This is a genomic window from Nocardioides aequoreus (assembly GCF_000720335.1).
GTDB classification, from domain to species: domain Bacteria; phylum Actinomycetota; class Actinomycetes; order Propionibacteriales; family Nocardioidaceae; genus Marmoricola; species Marmoricola aequoreus.
This window is the reverse complement of the sequence record NZ_JOJN01000002.1, coordinates 366,674-385,583: the sequence shown is the minus strand read 5'-3', so window position 1 is coordinate 385,583 and position 18,910 is coordinate 366,674. Positions and strand designations below refer to the sequence as shown.

The window sequence follows — 18,910 nt, the reverse complement described above, 5'->3', positions numbered from 1 at the left end:
GCCAGGTGCGCCGGACGGTTACCGTGGCTGGCGCACCTGCCCGCGATGCGAGAAGCCGGAGGACCCGACGGTGCTGCGTCAACCGATCCTGCTGCTCGCCCGCAGCGAGCAGGTCAAGCACCTGGCCACCAGGCTGCCCGTCGCCGGACGCATCGTCGACCGCTTCGTGCCGGGGGAGACGACCACCGCCGCGGTGGCGGCCACCCGCGCGCTGGTCGACGACGGCATGGAGGTGACGCTCGACTACCTCGGCGAGGACACCCGCGACCGCGCGCAGGCCGAGGCCACCGTGGCGGCCTACCTCGACCTCCTGGAGGCGCTGGGTGCCGCCGGCCTCTCGCGCACGGCCGAGGTCAGCGTCAAGCTCTCCGCCATCGGCCAGGCGCTGCCCGGGGACGGACCGCAGCTGGCCACCGACCACGCCCGCCGCATCTGCGAGGCGGCCCGCACGGTGGGCACCACGGTCACCCTCGACATGGAGGACCACACCACCACCGACCTGACCCTGGCGACGCTGCGCGAGCTGCGCCGCGACTTCCCCGAGACCGGTGCCGTGCTGCAGGCCTACCTGCACCGCACCGAGGCCGACTGCCGCTCCCTGGCCCACGAGGGCAGCCGGGTGCGGCTGTGCAAGGGCGCCTACCAGGAGCCGTCCGAGGTCGCCTACCAGGACCGCGAGGACGTCGACAAGTCCTACGTGCGCTGCCTGAAGGTGCTCATGGCCGGCGCCGGCTACCCGATGGTGGCCACGCACGACCCGCGCATGGTCAAGATCGCCTCGGCGCTGGCCACGCGCAGCGGCCGGGTGCCGGGCAGCTACGAGTTCCAGATGCTCTACGGCTGCCGCCCCGAGGAGCAGCGCCGGCTCGCGGGCGCCGGCGAGCGCACCCGCGTCTACCTGCCGTACGGCGAGGAGTGGTACGGCTACCTGATGCGCCGGCTCGCGGAGCGCCCGGCCAACCTGACCTTCTTCGCCCGCGCCCTGGTCTCGAAGAAGTAGCCCGAGGAGGCAACCAGATGACCGTCGCGATCATCGGCGCCGGGGTGATGGGGGAGACCCTGCTCTCCGGCCTGGTCCGTGGTGGGCACGACCCCGCCGACCTGCTCGTCGTCGAGCGCCGCCCCGAGCGGGCCGCCGAGCTCGCCGAGCGGTATGCCGTGACCGTGGTGGCCGACGTCGCCGCCGTGGCCGAGGCCGACACCATCGCCCTGGTGGTGAAGCCGCAGGACATGGGCGACGTGCTCGACGAGCTCGCGCCGCACGTCGCCGCGGGCCAGCTGGTGGTCAGCCTGGCCGCCGGCATCACCACCGGCTTCGTGGAGAGCCGGCTGCCCGACGGCGTCGCCGTGGTCCGGGTGATGCCCAACACCCCCGCCCTCGTCGACGAGGGCATGGCCGCGGTCTCGCCCGGGCGCCACTGCGACGAGGAGCACCTCGCGCGCGCCGAGGCGATGCTGGCGCCCACCGGACGGGTGGTCCGGGTGCCGGAGAAGCAGCAGGACGCGGTGACCGCGATCTCGGGCTCCGGTCCGGCCTACCTCTTCTTCGTGGTCGAGTCGATGATCGAGGCCGGCGTGCACCTCGGCCTGCCCCGCAGCACCGCCACCGAGCTGGTGGTGCAGACCGTGGTCGGCTCGGCCAAGCTGCTGCGCGAGACCGGCGAGCACCCCACGGTCCTGCGCGAGCAGGTCACCTCGCCGGGCGGCACCACCGCCGCCGCAATCCGCCAGCTCGAGGACCACAAGGTGCGCGCCGCCTTCATCACCGCGATGGAAGCGGCTCGCGACCGCTCCCGGGCGCTCGCCGCGACCGACGACTGAGCGCGTCCCGGCAGCGAGTAGTTTCACCTCACATGAGCGAGTCCAGCGGTGCGCCCAGCGGCTGCCGGGCCTGTCTGGTCTACGACGAGTCCCTCGTGGGCTACGACTTCGGGCCCGGCCACCCGATGAGCCCGATCCGGGTCGACCTCACCGTCGGCCTCTCGCGGCACAGCGGTGTGCTCGACCGGCTGCGCACCGTGGTCGCCCCCGACGCCACGGAGGACGAGCTGCTGACGGTGCACGACGAGCGGCTCGTCGAGGCGGTGCGCGCCGCCGGAGCCTCGCCGCCGCGGGTCGACGCGGCGTACGGGCTGGGGAGCGACGACAACCCCGTCTTCACCCATATGCACGAGGCCTCGCGCCACGTCGTCGGCGCGAGCCTCGAGGCGGCGCGCCAGGTCTGGCGCGGCGAGGCCGACCACGCCGCCAACATCACCGGCGGGCTGCACCACGCCATGCCCGACCGGGTGAGCGGCTTCTGCGTCTACAACGACGTCGCCGTCGCGATCCGCTGGCTGCTCGACCAGGGGGCGCGCCGGGTCGCCTACGTCGACGTCGACGTGCACCACGGCGACGGCGTCGAGCGGATCTTCTACGACGACCCGCGGGTGCTGACGATCTCGCTGCACGAGACGGGGCAGATGCTCTTCCCGGGCACCGGCTTCCCGGCCGACTCCGGGGGCCCCGGTGCCGTCGGCAGTGCCGTCAACCTGGCGCTGCCCCCGGGCACGGCCGACGCCGGCTGGCTGCGGGCCTTCCACGCCGTGGTCCCCGACCTGGTCCGCGCCTTCGAGCCCGACGTGCTCGTCACGCAGCACGGCTGCGACAGCCACCGCGACGACCCGCTCGCCCACCTCGCGCTCAGCGTCGACGGGCAGCGGGCGAGCTACCTGGCGCTGCACGACCTGGCCCACGACGCGGCGGGCGGCAAGTGGGTCGCCTTCGGTGGCGGTGGCTACGCCGTGGTCGACGTGGTGCCGCGGTCGTGGACGCACCTGCTCGCCACGCTGGGCGGCGTACCGCTCGACCCGGCGACGGCCACGCCGGAGGCCTGGCGAGCCGACGTCCTGGAGCGCTTCGGCGTCCGGGCGCCGTCGCAGATGACCGACGGCCGGGAGCCGTCGTACCGCCCCTGGGAGGAGGGGTACGACCCCGGCACCTGGCTCGACCGCGCGGTGCAGGCGACCCGGGACGCGGTCTTCCCCGAGCACGGTCTCGACCCCCTGGTCTAGCCGGCGTGGGAGGCCCCCGGAGGGGTTGGTCTACCGTGGTCGGACACCCGGACGAAGCGAAAGCAAGCGGACACGCCGTTTTCACTTGCGTCACTTTGGGGAAAACATGGCTCATTGGTCACAGGTGGGCCTATATTCCTCACAGCGCACGTGGGGGGACGTCAGAGGACGTCCGGAGGCGTGCGACGAGAAAGCTTGGTGTGTGATGCCGACCGACATTCCCGGAGACATCTCCGAGGTCAAGTTCCTGACCGTCGCCGAGGTGGCTGCGCTGATGCGCGTCTCCAAGATGACGGTGTACCGACTCGTCCACAACGGCGAGCTCCCCGCCGTCCGCGTGGGGCGGTCGTTCCGTGTCAAGGAGGACGACGTGCACGTCTACCTCCGCAGCAGCTTCTTCGACGCCGGCTGACCCCGCCCGTCGCCCTCCTGTCGGCCCGCCCCTCGCCACCGCCCCCGCCCTCGGGGTCGCCGCGTCCGCACCCGTGACGCGATTGGGAGCCCTGCCTGCACGGCGGCTAGGCTGAGTCCTCGGGCACCGGCTCCGCCGGCTGCCCGCACGACTCTCGACCGCAGGACCCGGGGCACCGACCCGGGCCGACGAGCAGGAAGCAGGCCGACGTGGGTTCTGTCATCAAGAAGCGCCGCAAGCGCATGGCGAAGAAGAAGCACCGCAAGCTGCTGAAGAAGACGCGCGTGCAGCGTCGCCGTCTGGGCAAGTAGTCGAGGCCCACTCCCCGATGGGTCAGGTCGTGCTCGTCACCGGCGTCGCCGGTGACCTCGGCCGCCGCTGTGCGGCGCAGCTCTCGACGGCGCCCGGTGTCGACCGGGTGGTCGCCGTCGACGTGCTGCCTCCGCGCGGCGACCTCGGGGGCGCCGACTTCGTGCGCGCCGACATCCGCAACCCCGTGATCGCCAAGGTGATCGTGCGGGAGCGGGTCGACACCGTCGTGCACACCAGCGTCGCCGCGACCGCGGCGGCGGCCGGTGGCCGCTCCTCGACCAAGGAGCTCAACGTCATCGGCACCATGCAGCTGCTCGCGGCGTGCCAGCAGGCACCCGAGGTGCGCAAGCTGGTGGTGAAGTCCAGCGCCGCCTTCTACGGCGCCTCCCACCGCGACCCGGCGATGTTCACCGAGGACATGACGGCCAAGCGCCTCCCCGGCAGCGGCTACGCCAAGGACGTCACCGAGGTCGAGTCCTACACCCGCGGCTTCGCCCGCCGCCGCCCCGACGTCGCCGTGACGACCCTGCGCACGGCCAACGTGCTCGGCCCCACCATCGCCTCGTCGATGAGCGGCTACTTCGGGCTCCCGGTGCTGCCCTCGGTGCTCGGCTTCAACCCGCGGTTGCAGTTCCTGCACGAGCAGGACGCCCTCGACGTGCTCCAGCACGCTGCCACCGCCGACGTGGCCGGCACCTACAACGTCGCCGGCGACGGCGTGCTGACGCTCTCCCAGGCCGTACGCCGCCTCGGTCGCCCGACGCTGCCGATGCCGGCGGCGCTGGTGCCGACCTTCGGCTCCGCCCTGCGCCAGACCAGGGTCGCCGACTTCTCGCCCGACGCCGTCGCCTTCCTGACCTACGGCCGCGGCCTCGACACCACCCGGATGCGCAGCATGCTCGGCTTCGAGCCGCGCTACACCACCGAGCAGGCGCTGGCCGACTTCGCCGCCGCGGTGGGTCCCGGCGTGATCGCCCCGCAGCGCGTGCGGGCGATCGAGCGCTCGCTGGTATCCGCGATGCGCACGGAGCGCCGCGAGCCCGTGCCGGCGGCCGCGCTGCCGACGTGGGAGGCGGCGCAGGAGGCCGCGCACGACGCCGACCGGGAGGCACGGCCGACCCGGGCACGCGCCACCGAGAGGGGTGGTCACGATGGGTGACGCCGAGATCATCCCGCTGGGCACCCGAGGCCGTCCGGGCCGCGGCAGCGGCGCGCAGCGGCCCTCGAGCACCAGCCGGGGTCTGGCCGCGGGTCGTCCCGCCGCGCGCAGCGGCGTACCCCGTCAGGGTGCGCCGGAGGCCGCATCTGAGGAGCACGTCGAGCCCGTGGAGCCCGTCGTCCAGCCCGAGGAGGCACCGACCTCGGCGGCCGACCCGTCACCCTCCCCGCGGGCGGCGGCCCGCACCGAGCACCGCCTCCCCGGGCCCCCGGCCTCCTCGCCGGGCGAGTGGCTCGCGGCGCTCACCACGGCCGCGAAGGAGGTCTTCGGCGACCAGTGGGAGCCGCGCCTGGCCGAGATGCTGGCCTTCCTGCGCCGCCGGCTCACCGGCGACTACGAGGTCGACGACTTCGGCTTCGACCCCGAGCTCACCGACCGCTTCCTGCTCGCGGCGGTGCGCCCGCTGGCGGAGAAGTGGTTCCGCATCGAGGTGGTCGGCGCCGACAACATCCCCGCCGAGGGTGGCGCGCTGGTCGTCTCCAACCACTCCGGCACGGTCCCGGTCGACGGCGTCATGACCGCCGTGACCGTGCGCGACCACACCGGCCGCCACCTGCGCGCCCTGGGCGCCGACCTGGTCTTCCGGCTCCCGGTGGTCAGCGACGTCTTCCGGCGCGGCGGCGCCACCCTGGCCTGCAGCGAGGACGCCGAGCGGATGCTGCGCGACGGCGAGCTCGTCGGCGTGTGGCCCGAGGGCTTCAAGGGCATCGGCAAGCCCTTCAGCGAGCGCTACAAGCTGCAGCGCTTCGGACGCGGCGGCTTCGTCTCGGCCGCGATCCGCACCGGGGTGCCGATCGTGCCGACCTCCGTGGTCGGCGCCGAGGAGATCTACCCGCTCGTCGGCAACGTGCCGTCGTTGGCGCGGCTGCTGGGCCTGCCCTACCTGCCGATCACCCCGCTCTTCCCGTGGCTCGGTCCGCTCGGGCTGGTGCCGCTGCCCTCGAAGTGGCTCATCGAGTTCGGCGAGCCGATCCGCACCGACGACTACGACGCGGGCGCCGCCGACGACCCGATGCTGGTCTTCAACGTCACCGACCAGGTGCGCGAGTCGATCCAGCAGACGCTCTACACGCTGCTGATGAAGCGCCGCTCGGTCTTCTCCTGAGCCTGGCCCAGGCGGTCGTCAGTCGCCGAGCAGTGACGAGGAGTCGCTGAGCGACCCGGTGACCCCGCTGACGCCGTCGACGGCCTGGTCGACGGTGTCGGTGACGCCGCGCACCGGCTGCTCCAGCGGCCCGGTGGCGGCCGGCAGCCGCTCGGTGACCTGACCCACGCCGTCGCCGAGCCCCTTCACCAGGTCGTCGACCGCCTGGGTGGTGCCCTTGACGGTGCCGCGCACGCCCTCCTCGACCGAGCCCCCGACCGCACCGCCGGCGCCCTCGACGACCTCGCCGACCGAGCCGACCGTGGTGGTCACCGTGCTGGCCACCGGTCCGCGCGCCGTCGGCGCGGTGGCGGGCCACTCCCGGCCCGACGGGAGCCGGGGGACCTGGACGGCCTCGCGCTCGGCCAGCGCGCCGAGCTCGCGGATCTGGGCGCGGTCGAGCTCGCCGAGCGCCTGGCTGTCGAGCCTGGCCTGGTCGGCCGGACGCGCGAGCAGGGCCTCGATGCTGGGCGCCCCGGCAGCCTCGGCGAGGGAGTCGGAGGCCGGGAGTGCGAGCGAGTCGCCGCAGGCCGCGCACAGCGAGCGTGCCTGGCGGTCGAGCGACTCGAGCGTGTCGGCGGCCTCGAGGGTGACGCTCTGCACCGCCGGGTCCTCGGTGTCGAGCGACTCCAGGCGGGGCAGCTGGGTGGCGGCGAACTCGCGCACGGCCGTGACGCTGTCGTCGTCGCCGTCGGCCTGGTAGGCGGCGAAGAGCTCGCGGGCACCGGCGTCGGCCATCGAGCTGAACTCCTCGACCGAGCGCACCACCAGCGCGGTGTCGGCGTCGCGCCGCTGCAGCGCCGCGGCCTCGTCGAGCCGGGTGGCGGCGTGGGCCAGGGCGGCCTCACCGGGCGAGGCCTCGCCGATCCCGAGCGCGGAGACGACCTGCTCCCCTCCCCGCTTGATCGGGTAGAGCGGGTCGCCAGGCAGCGAGCCCTGGGCGGCGACCGCCATGCCCGCGGTGCCGCCGACGATGGCCAGCGACGCGGCGAGGGTGCCGACCCGCCGGCGCAAGGGCGTGGGTGCGGCGGGCACGCGGCGTACGGGTGGGGGAGTGGCGACCAGCTCGGTCGCAGCGGCCGCCATCAGCCGCTCGCGCAGGTCGGCGGTGAAGTCGGCCCGCGGCTGCACCGGCGGGTGCTCGGTGAGCAGCGAGACCGTGCGGAGCAGGTCGGCGTGGCGCTGTTCGACCTCCGGGGTCGCGGCACCCGTGACCGCGGCGTGCAGCTCCTCGGCGTCCTGCCGGGAGCGGAAGAGGGAGGTCATGCGCGTCGTCCTGACCACGAGAGGGAAGTGGCGGTGCAGGGATGCCCCCGACCAGGGAGGGAGGTGGTCGGGGGGCACCCTGTCGCTGCGCCCAACGAGGGCCTCGTCGCGGAAGTTATGCGGCGGGCGATGTTACCGACGGGAAACGTTCCCAGTGGTCTAGAAGTGCGACGGATCCCGTCGTCCGTGACGGGCGTGCGAGACCTCATCGGAGGTCCTCGGGCAGGGCCTTGGCGAGGTTGCGCACGCCTCGCAGCTGCAGCTGCTTGACCGCGCCGGCGCTGCGTCCGAGCACCTCGGCGGTCTCGGCGATGGAGAGTCCCTGCAGGAAGCGCATCACCAGGCACTCGCGCTGCTCGGTCGGCAGCTCCTCCAGGGCCGCGAGCAGCACCTCGTTGGTCAGCGTGGCGAGCACCTCGCCCTCGGGTCCCTCGGTGGCGCTGTCGAGCGTCCGCACGTCCTCGGTGGTGTGCTCCAGGCGGGTCCGGCTGGCCTTGAAGTGGTCGGTGGCCAGGTTGCGGGCGATGGTGGTCAGCCAGGCACCGAAGTCCTTGCCCTGCCAGCGGAAGGAGCTCATCGAGCGCAGCGCGCGGAAGAAGGTCTCGGAGGTCAGGTCCTCGGCGAGCGTCACCGAGCCGACCCGGTAGTAGAGGAAGCGGTAGACGCTGCCCTGGTAGTGGTCGTAGAGCTGGCCGAAGGCGGCCGCGTCGCCGTTGCGGGCCAGCTCGACGAGCGCGATCAGCCGGCGGCCCTCGGCCTCGTCGTCGTGCGAGGACGCCGCGTGCTCGCGGTCGTCGCCGGCGCCACCGGGCGGCGTACCGGCCACGGTGCCGCGGGGACCGCTCGCCTGGCTCAGCAGCCGATGGCCCTCGACGCGTGCCGTCGGACCGCCGGCGAGCAGGGGCTGGGCGCACTCCGCGCGCAGCACCTCGAGCACGGCGCGACGCAACGCGTCGAGGCCGTGCCGTCCCTCCAGGTGCGGCATGGTGACCCCCGACCGGCCCGGTGTGGCCGGCTCCCTCGGTTCAGCCCGAGGATACGGCCTGGGTGGACAGGTGTGAACCGATCCGGCCGGGTCTTCTGGCCGGCTTTGTGGGCGGTCCGATGGGTGCGCCGGCGCTGCCGGAATCCCAGGTTCACCTGGGGTACTGGCTCTTCACATCCGTTGCAACGCGTGTGAGGAGCGGGTTTCCCAGGTGAACCTGGGAAACCGGCACCGGCCGCGGACGCCGCTCAGCCCAGACGGCGGCGGATCGCGGTGCCGGCGGCGACGGTGCCGGCCGCGGCGCCGGCGAGGGCGGCGGTCAGCATCGTGGCGCGGGCGGCCTTGCGGCCGGTCCGGTAGTCACGGATCCGCCAGCCCTCGCGGCGGGCGTGCTCGCGCAGCCGGGTGTCGGGGTTGATCGCGCAGGGGTCGCCGACGATCGAGAGCATCGGCAGGTCGTTGTAGGAGTCGGAGTACGCCGAGCAGCGCGCCAGGTCGAGCCCGAAGCGCTCGGCCAGCTGCTGCACGGCCACGGCCTTGGCGGAGCCGTGCAGCATCTCGCCGACGAGCTCGCCGGTGTAGACACCGTCGACGTGCTCGGCGACGGTGCCCAGGGCGCCGGTGAGGCCGAGCCGGCGCGCGATGATCGTCGCGATCTCGATCGGCGCAGCGGTCACCAGCCACACCCGCTGGCCCTGGTCGAGGTGCAGCTGGGCCAGGGCACGGGTGCCGGGCCAGATCCGGTGGGCCATGCTCTCGTCGAAGATCTCCTCGCCCAGCGACTCCAGCTCCGAGACCGTGTGGCCGGCGATGAAGGCCAGCGCCGAGGCGCGCGCGTCGGCCACGTGCTCGGGGTCCTCGACGCCGACGATGCGGAAGTAGGCCTGCTTCCACGCCGCGCCGAGGATGTCTCGGGTGGTGAAGAACTCGCGCCGGTGGAGGCCGCGGGCCAGGTGGAAGATCGAGGCGCCCTGCATCACGGTGTTGTCGACGTCGAAGAAGGCCGCGGCGACCGGGTCGGGGTCGACGGTCAGGGCGCTCTCGACCTCGGCGACCGCGGCCGCGGCCTCGCCGGCCAGCTGCGAGCGCCGCTGCAGGTTGGGCGGACGGGACGGTCGGTCGTTCGACCGTCGACCGGCTGCTCGATCGCGCGGGGGCGTCACGCCGTCAACATAGAGGCAGGTGCACACCGGTGGAAGCCGAGCGGACGGCACGGCGGGCGCCGCCGCGTCGTACCCCGGCGGCCGGGACGCCGCCACGTAGCCACGAAGTCTGCCGCTTCGCCACGAGCACAACCGTGGCGACGTGGCGAAGTCACTGGTGAACCAGTGACTTTGCCGCCGCGGCCACCCCCGCGCCGCGTCGCGGACCCTGTGGGAGACTCCCCCGATGGAGGCGAACCTGGCCGAGCTGCTCACCAGGGCCGGTCTCGAGGAGCCCGGCAAGACCGCGCTCTCCGAGGCCGACACCGGCCGCAGCATGACCTGGGCCGACCTCGACGAGCTGGCCCGGCGGGTCGCGCAGGGGCTCTTCGACGCGGGTCTCGTCGCGGGCATGCGGGTGATGATCGTCGCCGGCAACCGCATCGAGGCCGTCGCGGCGTACCTCGGCACGCTGCGCGCGGGCATGGTCGCCGTGCCCGTCGACCCCGCCGTCTCGACCGGTGAGCTGCTGCGCACGCTGGTCGACTCCGGTGCGCGCCTCGTGGTCTGCGACGGTGCCGCGGTGACCACCGTGCGGGCGGCGGTGCAGGGTCTGGGGGAGGCGCTGGTCGCCGCTCGGCGCGAGGAGTCGAGCCGCCCGCGGATCGTCACCGTCGGCACCACGGTCCTCCCCGGCGAGCGCGGCTGGGACCACCTCGTGATGGGAGCGGGTCATCCGGTCCCGGTGCGTCCCGACGGCGAGTCGCTGGCGGCGCTGCTCTACACCAGCGGCGCCTCCGGCCGGCCGCGCGCCGCGATGCTCACCCACCGTGCCCTGCTCGCCAACGTCGAGCAGGTCGCCTCGGCGACGCAGCCGATGCTGCACGGCCGCGACGTCGTGCTGGGTGTGCTCCCGCTGCACCACTCCTATGGTCTGGGCGCGGTGCTGGGGCAGGTGCTACGCCAGCACGCGCGACTGGTGCTGGTCGACGGCTTCGCGGCCGAGGCGTCGCTCGACCTGATCGAGGACGAGGCCATCACGGTCGCGCCGGTGGCGCCGCGGGCGCTCGACGCCTGGCTGCTGGTGCCGGCGCTGGAGGAGCGGATGGGCCCGCTGCGGTTGGTCCTCAGCGGCTCGGCCGCCCTCGGGCACGACGTCGCCGAGGAGTTCACCCGTCGCACCGGCCTCCCCGTGCACCAGGGGTACGGCCTCACCGAGTGCGGCCCGGTGGTCACCTCGACGCTGGTGGGCGAGGAGCCGGCGTCGACCGGGTCGGTGGGCCGACCGCTCCCCGGGGTGGGTCTGCGGCTGGTCGACGACCGGGGCGAGCCGCCGGTGGAGGGCGACCCGGGCCAGATCCTGGTGCACGGCCCGCAGCTCTTCTCCGGCTACTGGCCCGAGGGGCGCGGCGGCCCCGATGCCGACGGCTGGTGGAACACCGGCGACGTCGGCCTGCTCGACGGTGCGGGCGAGCTGCACCTCGTCGACCGCGTCAGCGACGTCGTGGTCGTCTCGGGCTTCCAGGTCTTCCCGACCGAGGTCGAGGAGGTGATCGCCGAGCTGGCCGACGTGGGGGCGGTCGCCGTCGTGGGCGTCGACGACGACCGGACCGGGGAGGCCGTGGTCGCCTACGTCACCCACGCCGCCGACGCCGACCTGCCCGATCCCGACGAGCTCGAGGCGCGGGTGCGCCGCCACTGCGAGGCACGGCTCGCGGGCTTCAAGGTGCCGGCCGTGGTGCGGGTGATCGACGACCTGCCACGCACCGCCACGGGCAAGATCCAGCGCGGCCGGCTGCGGGCCGAGGCCCGGGGTCGGGAGAGCGGGTTGCTGCGGTGAGCGCCGACCCCGCAGCCGCCGGCCGGGTGCTCGTCTACTCCCGCGAGGGGTGCCACCTGTGCGCCCAGGCGCTGGAGGTGGTCGCGCGGGTCTGCGCCGACGTCGGGACGACGTACTCCGTGGTCGACGTCGACACCGACCCCGCGCTGCAGCAGGAGTACGGCGAGCAGGTGCCGGTCACGCTCGTCGACGGACGCCGTCACGACTTCTGGCGGGTCGACGAGGGGCGGTTGCGCGCCGCCCTCGCGTGACCGCGCCGACGACGCATCCGCTGCCCACGAGCCGCCCGACCGGCCACCCCGGATCGCGTGTGACTTCTCACATGTGCTAGCCGGCCCGGTCACCGAGTTTGTTCGCACGTTCACAAACTCCTACAGTGACGCAGGGCAGGCCCGTGAGGGTGCCCGCGACGTGCGGAAAAGAGGCCATCGGCAAGTGAGTGGGGCAAGGATCCCGGAGGCGACGGTCGCCCGTCTCCCGGTGTACCTGCGGGCGCTCAACGCGATGCACGAGGCTGGCACCACGACCTGCTCGAGCCTCGAGCTCGCCCAGGCCGCCGGCGTCAACAGCGCCAAGCTGCGCAAGGACCTCTCCCACCTCGGCTCCTACGGCACCCGCGGCGTCGGCTACGACGTGGGCTACCTGCGCTACCAGATCGCCCGCGAGATCGGGCTGACCCAGGACTGGCCGGTCGTGGTGGTCGGCATCGGCAACCTGGGCCACGCGCTCGCCAACTACTCCGGCTTCAGCTCCCGAGGCTTCCGCACCGTCGCCCTGCTCGACGGCGACGGCACCCGGCTGGGCGAGCACGTCGCCGGCCTGCGCATCCGGGGCTTCGACGACCTCGACGAGGTCGTCGCCGAGCACGGCGTCGTCATCGGCGTCATCGCCACCCCCGCGTCCGGGGCCCAGGAGGTCGCCGACCGCATGGTCGCCACCGGCATCCGCAGCATCCTCAACTTCGCGCCGACGATCCTCACCGTGCCCGAGGGCGTCGACGTGCGCCGGGTCGACCTCTCCAGCGAGCTCCAGATCCTCGCCTACCACGAGCAGCGCAAGTCCGGCGGCGAGCGCGGTCTGCCGGCCAGCGTGGCCCACGAGCTCGCGGAGGCCGTCGACGACGTGGCCGCCGTCGCGGCCCCGAGCACCGAGCAGACCGCTGGGCAGGCCGCGGGGGCCCGGCGATGAGCGTCCTGGTGGTGGGCCTCTCCCACAAGACCGCGCCGCTGCCGCTGCTGGAGCGCGTCGCGCTCGGCGCCGACGGCTCGGGCAAGCTCATCCGCGAGGTCAGCGACCTCGACCACGTCACCGAGGCCACGGTGCTCTCGACGTGCAACCGCACCGAGGTGTACGCCGACGTCGAGCGCTTCCACGGCAGCGTCGAGGCGATCTCCCGGATGCTCGGCGAGCTCGCGGGCTCGCGGCCCGAGGAGCTGCTCGACCACCTCTACGTGCACTACGACGACGGCGCCGTCTCGCACCTCTTCCACGTCACGGCCGGGCTCGACAGCATGGTCCTCGGCGAGAGCCAGATCCTCGGCCAGGCCCGTGAGGCGCTGCGCACCGGCCAGGAGGCCGGCACGATCGGGCCCTCCCTCAACGTGCTCTTCCAGCAGGCGCTGCGCGTCGGCAAGCGCTCCCACGCCGAGACCGACATCGACCGGGTGGCGCCCAGCGTCGTGGGGGCCGCCCTCGAGCGGGCCACCGACCACGTCGGGCCGCTGGAGGGCCGCCACGTGCTCGTCGTCGGGGCGGGCTCGATGGCGGGGCTCACCGTCGCCACCGTCGCGCGGGCGGGGGCCGCCTCGGTGACGGTCGCCAACCGGTCGCCCGAGCGCGCCGAGCGGCTCGCCCGGCACTACGGCGCGACCGCGCTCCCGCTGGCCCGGCTCGCCGAGCACGCCGGACCGGTCGACGTGCTCGTCTCCTGCACCGGCGCCGCCGGCCAGGTGATCTCGGCGGCCGACCTGGCCGCGCGGCGTACGCCGGAGTCGGGGCCGCTCGCCGTGCTCGACCTGGCGCTGCCGCGCGACGTCGACCCCGCGGTCGGCGACCTCCCCGGCGTGATGCTGGTCAGCCTCGAGACGCTGGCGGCGCAGCTGGGCCAGGCGCCCGGAGCGACCGACGTCGACGGCGTGCGCGCGATCGTCGGTCAGGAGCTGACGGCCTTCCTCGCGGCGCGCCGCAGCCAGAGCGTGACGCCCACGGTCGTGGCGCTGCGCACCATGGCCACCGGTCTCGTGCAGGACGAGCTCGCCCGCCTGGAGACCCGGCTGCCCAGCCTCGACCCCGCCAGCCGCTCCGAGGTGGAGACCGCGATCCGACGTGTCGTCGACAAGCTGCTCCACCAGCCCACGGTGCGCGTCAAGCAGCTGGCCAACGAGTCCGGCGCGATCTCCTACGCCGCCGCGCTCGCCGAGCTCTTCGCCCTCGACCCCGAGGCCGTCGAGGCCGTGACCCGGGCGGAGGTGGAGCGTCCGTGACCCTCTCGACCGACCCCACCGCCCCCACGTCGACCCGCGTCGTGCGCATCGGCACCCGTGCCTCGGCGCTGGCGCGCACGCAGAGCACCCACGTGGCCGACGCGATCACGGCCCACACCGGCCTGCCCACCGAGCTGGTGCTCATCCGGACCGAGGGCGACGCGTCCACGGCGCCGCTGGCGCAGATCGGCGGCATCGGTGTCTTCGTCAGCGCGCTGCGCGAGGCGCTCCTGCGGGGTGAGGTCGACGTCGCCGTGCACTCGCTCAAGGACCTGCCCACGGCGCCTCCGGAGCACATCGCGCTCGCCGCGGTGCCGCGCCGCGAGGACCCGCGCGACGTCGTGGTCGCCCGCGACGGCCTGACCCTGGGCGAGCTGCCGGCCGGGGCCCTCGTGGCCACCGGGTCGCCGCGACGCGTGGCCCAGGTGGCGGCCCTCGGGCTCGGCGTCGAGCTCGTCGGCATCCGTGGCAACGTCGACACCCGCATCCGCAAGGTGCGCGAGGGCGAGGTCGACGCCGTGCTGCTGGCGCGCGCCGGGCTCGCCCGGCTCGACCGGCTCGACGACGTCACCGAGGTGCTCGACCCGATCCAGGTGCTGCCCGCACCCGGACAGGGGGCGCTGGCCGTGGAGTGCCGCGACGACGACGTCGAGCTGCGCGCGACGCTCGCCCAAGCCCTCGACGACCCCGACACCCGGGCCTGCGTCACGGCCGAGCGGGTGCTGCTCGCGACCCTCGAGGCGGGCTGTGCCGCGCCCGTCGGTGCGCTGGCCGAAGTTGCGATGGGTGAGGTCGATGACGAACTCTGGGTGCGAGCAGTGGCACTCGCACCTGACGGGGCGGTCGCGATCCGGCGCTCCGCGTCCGGCCCCCTGGGTGATCCCGAGCGGCTCGGACGGGAGCTGGCCGAGGAGATGCTGGCCGAGGGAGCCGCCCGCTTGATCGCGGAGACCTGACCGGTCCACCGCACCCGAACTGCCCTGATCCGAAGAAGAGTCGACGCAAGAAGGCGATTGTGACCAAGCAGAAGACGACCAAGAACGCCACCCAGGCCCCGGCACCCGGCTGCGCCGTGGGACGCCCGGCGACGTGGGTCTCGTTCGTCGGCAGCGGCCCCGGTGATCCGGGTCTGCTGACGGTCCGTGCCCTGGAGCTGCTGCGTGCGGCCGAGGTCGTGGTCACCGAGGTGCCCGACCACGAGGCGATGGTGCGTGCCGTGCTGGGCCTGCCGCTCGACGGCGAGCTCGAGCAGGGCCCCGTCTTCGTCGACGGCGGCTTCGGCGAGGACGGCCAGCCGCTGACCCACGCCGCCCGCGCGAAGGTCGTGGTCAAGCAGGCGAAGTCCGGGCGTCGCGTAGTCCGGCTGATGTCGGGCGACCCCTTCATCTACGCCTCCGGACCGGAGGAGGCGCTCGCCTGCACCAAGGCGGGCGTCGGCTTCGAGATCGTCCCCGGCGTCTCGTCGGTCACGGCCGTCCCGGCGTACGCCGGCATCCCGCTGACCACCAAGCACCACCGCGAGGTGGCCGTCGTGACCTGCGGCGACGCCAAGATCGACTGGTACGCCTACTCGGCGCACCCGACCCTGGTGCTGCTCTCGGCCGTGGGCTCGATCGGCGAGGTCGCCGAGCAGCTGATGGCGGCCGGGCGCGACGAGAGCACCCCGATCTCGATGACCCGCACCGGCACGCTCACCACCCAGGAGACCCTGGTCTCCACGCTGGGCGAGATCGCCGCCGACGTCAGCAAGGCCGGCATGACGCCTCCCGCCGTCACCGTCGTGGGCAAGGTCGTCGACCTGCGCGAGACGCTGTCGTGGTTCGAGACCAAGCCGCTCTTCGGCTGGCGGGTCCTGGTGCCCCGCACCAAGGAGCAGGCCGGCTCGCTGTCGGCCTCGCTGCGCGGCTACGGCGCGGTGCCCGAGGAGGTGCCCACCATCTCGGTGGAGCCGCCGCGCAACCCGCTGCAGATGGACAAGGCGGTGCGCGGGCTGGTCGAGGGCCGCTACGAGTGGATCGCCTTCACCTCGGTCAACGCCGTGAAGGCGGTCCGTGAGAAGTTCGAGGAGTACGGCCTCGACGCGCGGGCCTTCTCCGGCCTCAAGATCGCGGCCGTCGGCGACAAGACCGCGGCCTACCTGGCCGAGTGGGGCCTCAACGCCGACCTGGTGCCCTCGGGCGAGCAGTCGGCGCGCGGCCTGCTCGACGACTGGCCGCCCTTCGACGACGTGCTCGACCCGATCAACCGGGTCTTCCTGCCGCGTGCCGACATCGCCACCGAGACCCTCGTCGCGGGGCTGATCGAGCTCGGCTGGGAGGTCGACGACGTCACCGCCTACCGCACCGTGCGCGCGGCGCCCCCGCCGGCGCCGACCCGCGAGGCGATCAAGAGCGGCAAGTTCGACGCGGTCGTCTTCACCTCGTCCTCGACGGTGCGCAACCTGGTCGGCATCGCCGGCAAGCCGCACACCGCCACCGTGATCGCGGTGATCGGTCCGGCCACGGCCAAGACCGCCGAGGAGCACGGCCTGCGGGTCGACGTGATGGCGGCCAACCCCTCGGTCGAGGAGCTGGTCGACGCGCTGGCCGACTTCGGCGCGGCGCGCCGCGCGTCGTTCCTCGAGTCCGGCCAGCCGGTCACGCGCCCCTCGCAGCGGCGTACGACGGCGCGCCGACGCACCGGGTCGAAGTAGGTGTCGGGCCCCGGCTTCCCCGTGGTGCGGCCGCGCCGGATGCGCCGCACGCCGGCGCTGCGGCGGATGCTCGCCGAGGTGCGGGTGCGCCCGGAGCAGCTGGTGCTGCCGATGTTCGTCGCCGAGGGGATCGACGCGCCGCGTCCGATCGCCTCGATGCCGGGCGTGGTGCAGCACAGCCGTGACAGCCTGCGCGCGGCCGCCACGGAGGCCGCGGCCGCCGGCATCGGCGGGGTGATGCTCTTCGGTCTCCCCGACCCCGAGAAGAAGGACGCCACCGGCTCCCAGGCGATCGACCCCGCCGGCATCCTCAACGTCGCCATCACCGACGTCGTCGGCGAGGTGGGCGAGCAGCTCACCGTGATGAGCGACCTGTGCCTCGACGAGTTCACCGATCACGGTCACTGCGGCGTGCTCGACCCCGACGGGTGGGTCGACAACGACCGCACCCTGGAGCTGTACGCCGAGATGTCGCTCGCCCACGCCGCGGCGGGCGTCGACCTCGTCGGGCCCAGCGGGATGATGGACGGTCAGGTCGCCGCGGTGCGTCGCGCCCTTGACGACCACGACCACGGGGGCACCGGCATCCTGGCCTACTCGGCGAAGTACGCCTCCCCGGCCTACGGGCCCTTCCGCGAGGCGGTCAACTCCTCGCTGCAGGGCGACCGCCGCACCTACCAGCAGGACCCCGCCAACCGGCGCGAGGGCGTGCGCGAGGCGCTGCTCGACGTCGAGGAGGGCGCCGACGCCGTGATGGTGAAGCCCGCGATGTCCTACCTCGACGTCGTCGCCGCCGTCCGCGCCGCGGTGAGCGTGCCGGTCGCGACGTACCACGTGTCGGGTGAGTACGCGATGGTCGAGGCTGCCGCCGCCCGCGGCTGGGTCGACCGCGACGCCGTGATGCTGGAGCAGCTCACCGCCTGCCACCGTGCCGGCGCCGACGTGATCCTGACCTACTGGGCGTTGGACGCCGCCGCGCTGCTGCGCTGAGTCAGCCGGTCGCCGTCTGGTCGATGCACTTGGTCAGCGCCGCGACGTCGAGGGCGCTGATGCCCTTGCCGAGGCAGATCACCTTGGCCTCGGCCCGGGTGATGACGTCCTCGACGGGCTCGGTGACCGGCTCGGTCGCCCCGCCCGTGGCCTCGTCGACGGCGTCGGTCGTGTCCTTCACCGTCTCCTTGACGGTGCCGGCGGCGCCCTTGACGGTGTCGTCGACGCCCTTCTTCACGGTGCCGCCCGCCGACCCGCCCGTGGAGCCGCCCGAGCCCGAGCCGCCGGTGGAGCCCCCGGTGGAGCCGCCGACGCCGGGCAGGCCGCCCGTCGTCCCGCCGGTCGAGCCGCTGCCGGTGCTGCCCGTCGAGCCACCTGCGGAGCCGCCCGTGGAGCCGCTCGAGGCCTGCTGCCGGCGGCGCTGCTCGGCCCGCTGGAGCGCCTTCTCGCGCTGCACCCGCTGAGTGCGCGCCTGGTAGGAGCCGCGGATGCTCGAGGTGTAGTCGGGGGTGAAGGTGTTGCCGGCCTGGGTGCCGGAGGGCACCGCGGTGAAGTCGCCGGAGCTGTAGGCCTCCATGATGCGCAGCACCAGCTGCACGTACTCGTCGCTGCGGTTGTAGCGGAAGACCGCGGCCTCCTGGCCCGCCCGCGTCGAGAGGTCGTCGTCGCCGGAGCAGAGGTAGACCGAGGACGCCAGGGCCGCGTCGTCGAGGTCCTGCGGGTTGCGCTCGCCGTCGCCGTCGGCGTCGACCTTGACGACCTGCCAGGTGGAGGGGATGAACTGCATCGGCCCGACCGCGCGGTCGTAGACCTCGTCCTGGTCGAGCAGGCCACCGTCGGTGTCGTTGATGACGGCGGTGCCGTTGCTGCCGTCGAGCGCGATCCCGTAGATGCCGGGCGTGCTGACGCCCTCGTCGCTGAGCGTGTTGCCGCCGTAGCGGCCGTGGTCGGACTCGACCCGGCCGATGGCCGCGACCAGCTCCCACGGCATCCGGCAGGAGTCGTCGGCGGCGCCGATGATCTGCCCCGCGCGCTGGTAGGCCGTCAGGGCGGGAGCGGGGATGCCGTTGGCGGAGGCCCCGGAGACCACGGAGTCGGCGGCTCCCTCGGGCACGGCGGGGGCGATGACGCCCGGGGCCGGCACGCTGGCGGGCGCCTCGATGGCGTCGGCGGGGACGGTGGTGCCGTCGGGCAGCGACGCGGCGGTCTGGGTGCCGCCCGCGGTCGCGGAGGTGCCGACCAGGCTGGCGGTCCACACCCCCGAGATCAGCGCCAGCGGCGCAAGGGTGATCGCCTTGCTGCGGCGGGACAAGACAGACGGCATCGAGCTACTTCCTCCCCTGGTGCTTCATCGCACCGTGTCCCCGAGTGG

The 18,910-nt window shown here is 73.9% G+C and carries 18 protein-coding genes; 14 read left to right on the top strand and 4 right to left on the bottom strand.

Annotated features, from left to right (window positions below):
• Positions 1-70: 70 nt before the first annotated feature.
• The 7 genes from IG63_RS0104395 (at position 71) to IG63_RS0104365 (ending at position 6,101) form a co-directional block, all read left to right on the top strand.
• Entirely contained in the window at positions 71-1,000 is a 930-nt protein-coding gene (locus IG63_RS0104395; RefSeq protein ID WP_030483167.1) for a proline dehydrogenase family protein, read from the top strand.
• 17 nt (positions 1,001-1,017) lie between these two features.
• Positions 1,018-1,821: a pyrroline-5-carboxylate reductase gene (proC, locus tag IG63_RS0104390; protein WP_030483166.1), complete on the top strand. Its 804-nt coding sequence runs from the start codon at positions 1,018-1,020 to the stop codon at positions 1,819-1,821.
• 32 nt (positions 1,822-1,853) lie between these two features.
• The gene (locus tag IG63_RS0104385) at positions 1,854-3,053 is read left to right on the top strand and encodes an acetoin utilization protein AcuC (RefSeq protein WP_030483165.1); all 1,200 of its coding nucleotides are present in this window, start codon (positions 1,854-1,856) and stop codon (positions 3,051-3,053) included.
• A 205-nt stretch (positions 3,054-3,258) separates the two neighbouring features.
• Positions 3,259-3,465 carry a helix-turn-helix domain-containing protein gene (locus IG63_RS0104380; protein ID WP_030483164.1) on the top strand — a complete coding sequence of 69 codons (207 nt, stop codon included), beginning with the start codon at positions 3,259-3,261 and terminating at the stop codon, positions 3,463-3,465.
• Positions 3,466-3,674: 209 nt separating this feature from the next.
• Positions 3,675-3,776 (top strand): 30S ribosomal protein bS22, encoded by a 102-nt coding sequence (locus tag IG63_RS21995; protein WP_081683056.1) that lies wholly within the window; start codon positions 3,675-3,677, stop codon positions 3,774-3,776.
• A 17-nt stretch (positions 3,777-3,793) separates the two neighbouring features.
• Complete coding sequence (locus IG63_RS0104370; protein ID WP_084596592.1) at positions 3,794-4,936, top strand: NAD-dependent epimerase/dehydratase family protein; 1,143 nt, start codon at positions 3,794-3,796, stop codon at positions 4,934-4,936.
• On the top strand, positions 4,929-6,101 hold the full coding sequence (locus tag IG63_RS0104365) for a lysophospholipid acyltransferase family protein (protein ID WP_030483161.1): 1,173 nt from the start codon (positions 4,929-4,931) through the stop codon (positions 6,099-6,101). Before IG63_RS0104370 ends, IG63_RS0104365 begins: the two co-directional genes overlap by 8 nt.
• Positions 6,102-6,119: 18 nt before the next feature.
• Here the strand turns inward: IG63_RS0104365 and IG63_RS0104360 are convergent, their stop codons facing one another.
• The 3 genes from IG63_RS0104360 to IG63_RS0104350 form a co-directional block, all read right to left on the bottom strand.
• Positions 6,120-7,406, bottom strand: a complete 1,287-nt coding sequence (locus IG63_RS0104360) for a DUF5667 domain-containing protein (RefSeq protein ID WP_030483160.1) — start codon at positions 7,404-7,406, stop codon at positions 6,120-6,122.
• Between the two features lie 205 nt (positions 7,407-7,611).
• Positions 7,612-8,391 (bottom strand): sigma-70 family RNA polymerase sigma factor, encoded by a 780-nt coding sequence (locus tag IG63_RS0104355; RefSeq protein ID WP_030483159.1) that lies wholly within the window; start codon positions 8,389-8,391, stop codon positions 7,612-7,614.
• A gap of 248 nt (positions 8,392-8,639) precedes the next feature.
• The gene (locus IG63_RS0104350) at positions 8,640-9,554 is read right to left on the bottom strand and encodes an HAD family hydrolase (RefSeq protein ID WP_030483158.1); all 915 of its coding nucleotides are present in this window, start codon (positions 9,552-9,554) and stop codon (positions 8,640-8,642) included.
• A gap of 226 nt (positions 9,555-9,780) precedes the next feature.
• On the opposite strand from IG63_RS0104350, the gene IG63_RS0104345 reads away from it, so the two are divergent.
• The 7 genes from IG63_RS0104345 to hemB all read left to right on the top strand — a co-directional run bounded on the left by IG63_RS0104345 (position 9,781) and on the right by hemB (position 17,538).
• Positions 9,781-11,373, top strand: a complete 1,593-nt coding sequence (locus IG63_RS0104345; protein ID WP_030483157.1) for a class I adenylate-forming enzyme family protein — start codon at positions 9,781-9,783, stop codon at positions 11,371-11,373.
• Entirely contained in the window at positions 11,370-11,624 is a 255-nt protein-coding gene (locus IG63_RS0104340) for a glutaredoxin family protein (RefSeq protein WP_030483156.1), read from the top strand. Before IG63_RS0104345 ends, IG63_RS0104340 begins: the two co-directional genes overlap by 4 nt.
• Before the next feature lie 160 nt (positions 11,625-11,784).
• Positions 11,785-12,561 (top strand): redox-sensing transcriptional repressor Rex, encoded by a 777-nt coding sequence (locus IG63_RS0104335; protein ID WP_051706135.1) that lies wholly within the window; start codon positions 11,785-11,787, stop codon positions 12,559-12,561.
• The gene (locus IG63_RS0104330; protein WP_030483154.1) at positions 12,558-13,856 is read left to right on the top strand and encodes a glutamyl-tRNA reductase; all 1,299 of its coding nucleotides are present in this window, start codon (positions 12,558-12,560) and stop codon (positions 13,854-13,856) included. The genes IG63_RS0104335 and IG63_RS0104330 overlap by 4 nt, the downstream gene beginning before the upstream one ends.
• Positions 13,853-14,812: a hydroxymethylbilane synthase gene (gene hemC / locus IG63_RS0104325; RefSeq protein ID WP_245604313.1), complete on the top strand. Its 960-nt coding sequence runs from the start codon at positions 13,853-13,855 to the stop codon at positions 14,810-14,812. The genes IG63_RS0104330 and hemC overlap by 4 nt, the downstream gene beginning before the upstream one ends.
• Positions 14,813-14,871: 59 nt before the next feature.
• Entirely contained in the window at positions 14,872-16,548 is a 1,677-nt protein-coding gene (locus tag IG63_RS0104320) for a bifunctional uroporphyrinogen-III C-methyltransferase/uroporphyrinogen-III synthase (RefSeq protein WP_030483152.1), read from the top strand.
• On the top strand, positions 16,549-17,538 hold the full coding sequence (hemB, locus tag IG63_RS0104315) for a porphobilinogen synthase (protein WP_281174264.1): 990 nt from the start codon (positions 16,549-16,551) through the stop codon (positions 17,536-17,538).
• A 1-nt stretch (position 17,539) separates the two neighbouring features.
• On the opposite strand, the gene IG63_RS21285 is transcribed toward hemB, so the two are convergent.
• Positions 17,540-18,862, bottom strand: coding sequence for a lytic transglycosylase domain-containing protein (locus tag IG63_RS21285; protein ID WP_157210014.1), 1,323 nt, complete (start codon positions 18,860-18,862; stop codon positions 17,540-17,542).
• Positions 18,863-18,910 lie beyond the last annotated feature (48 nt).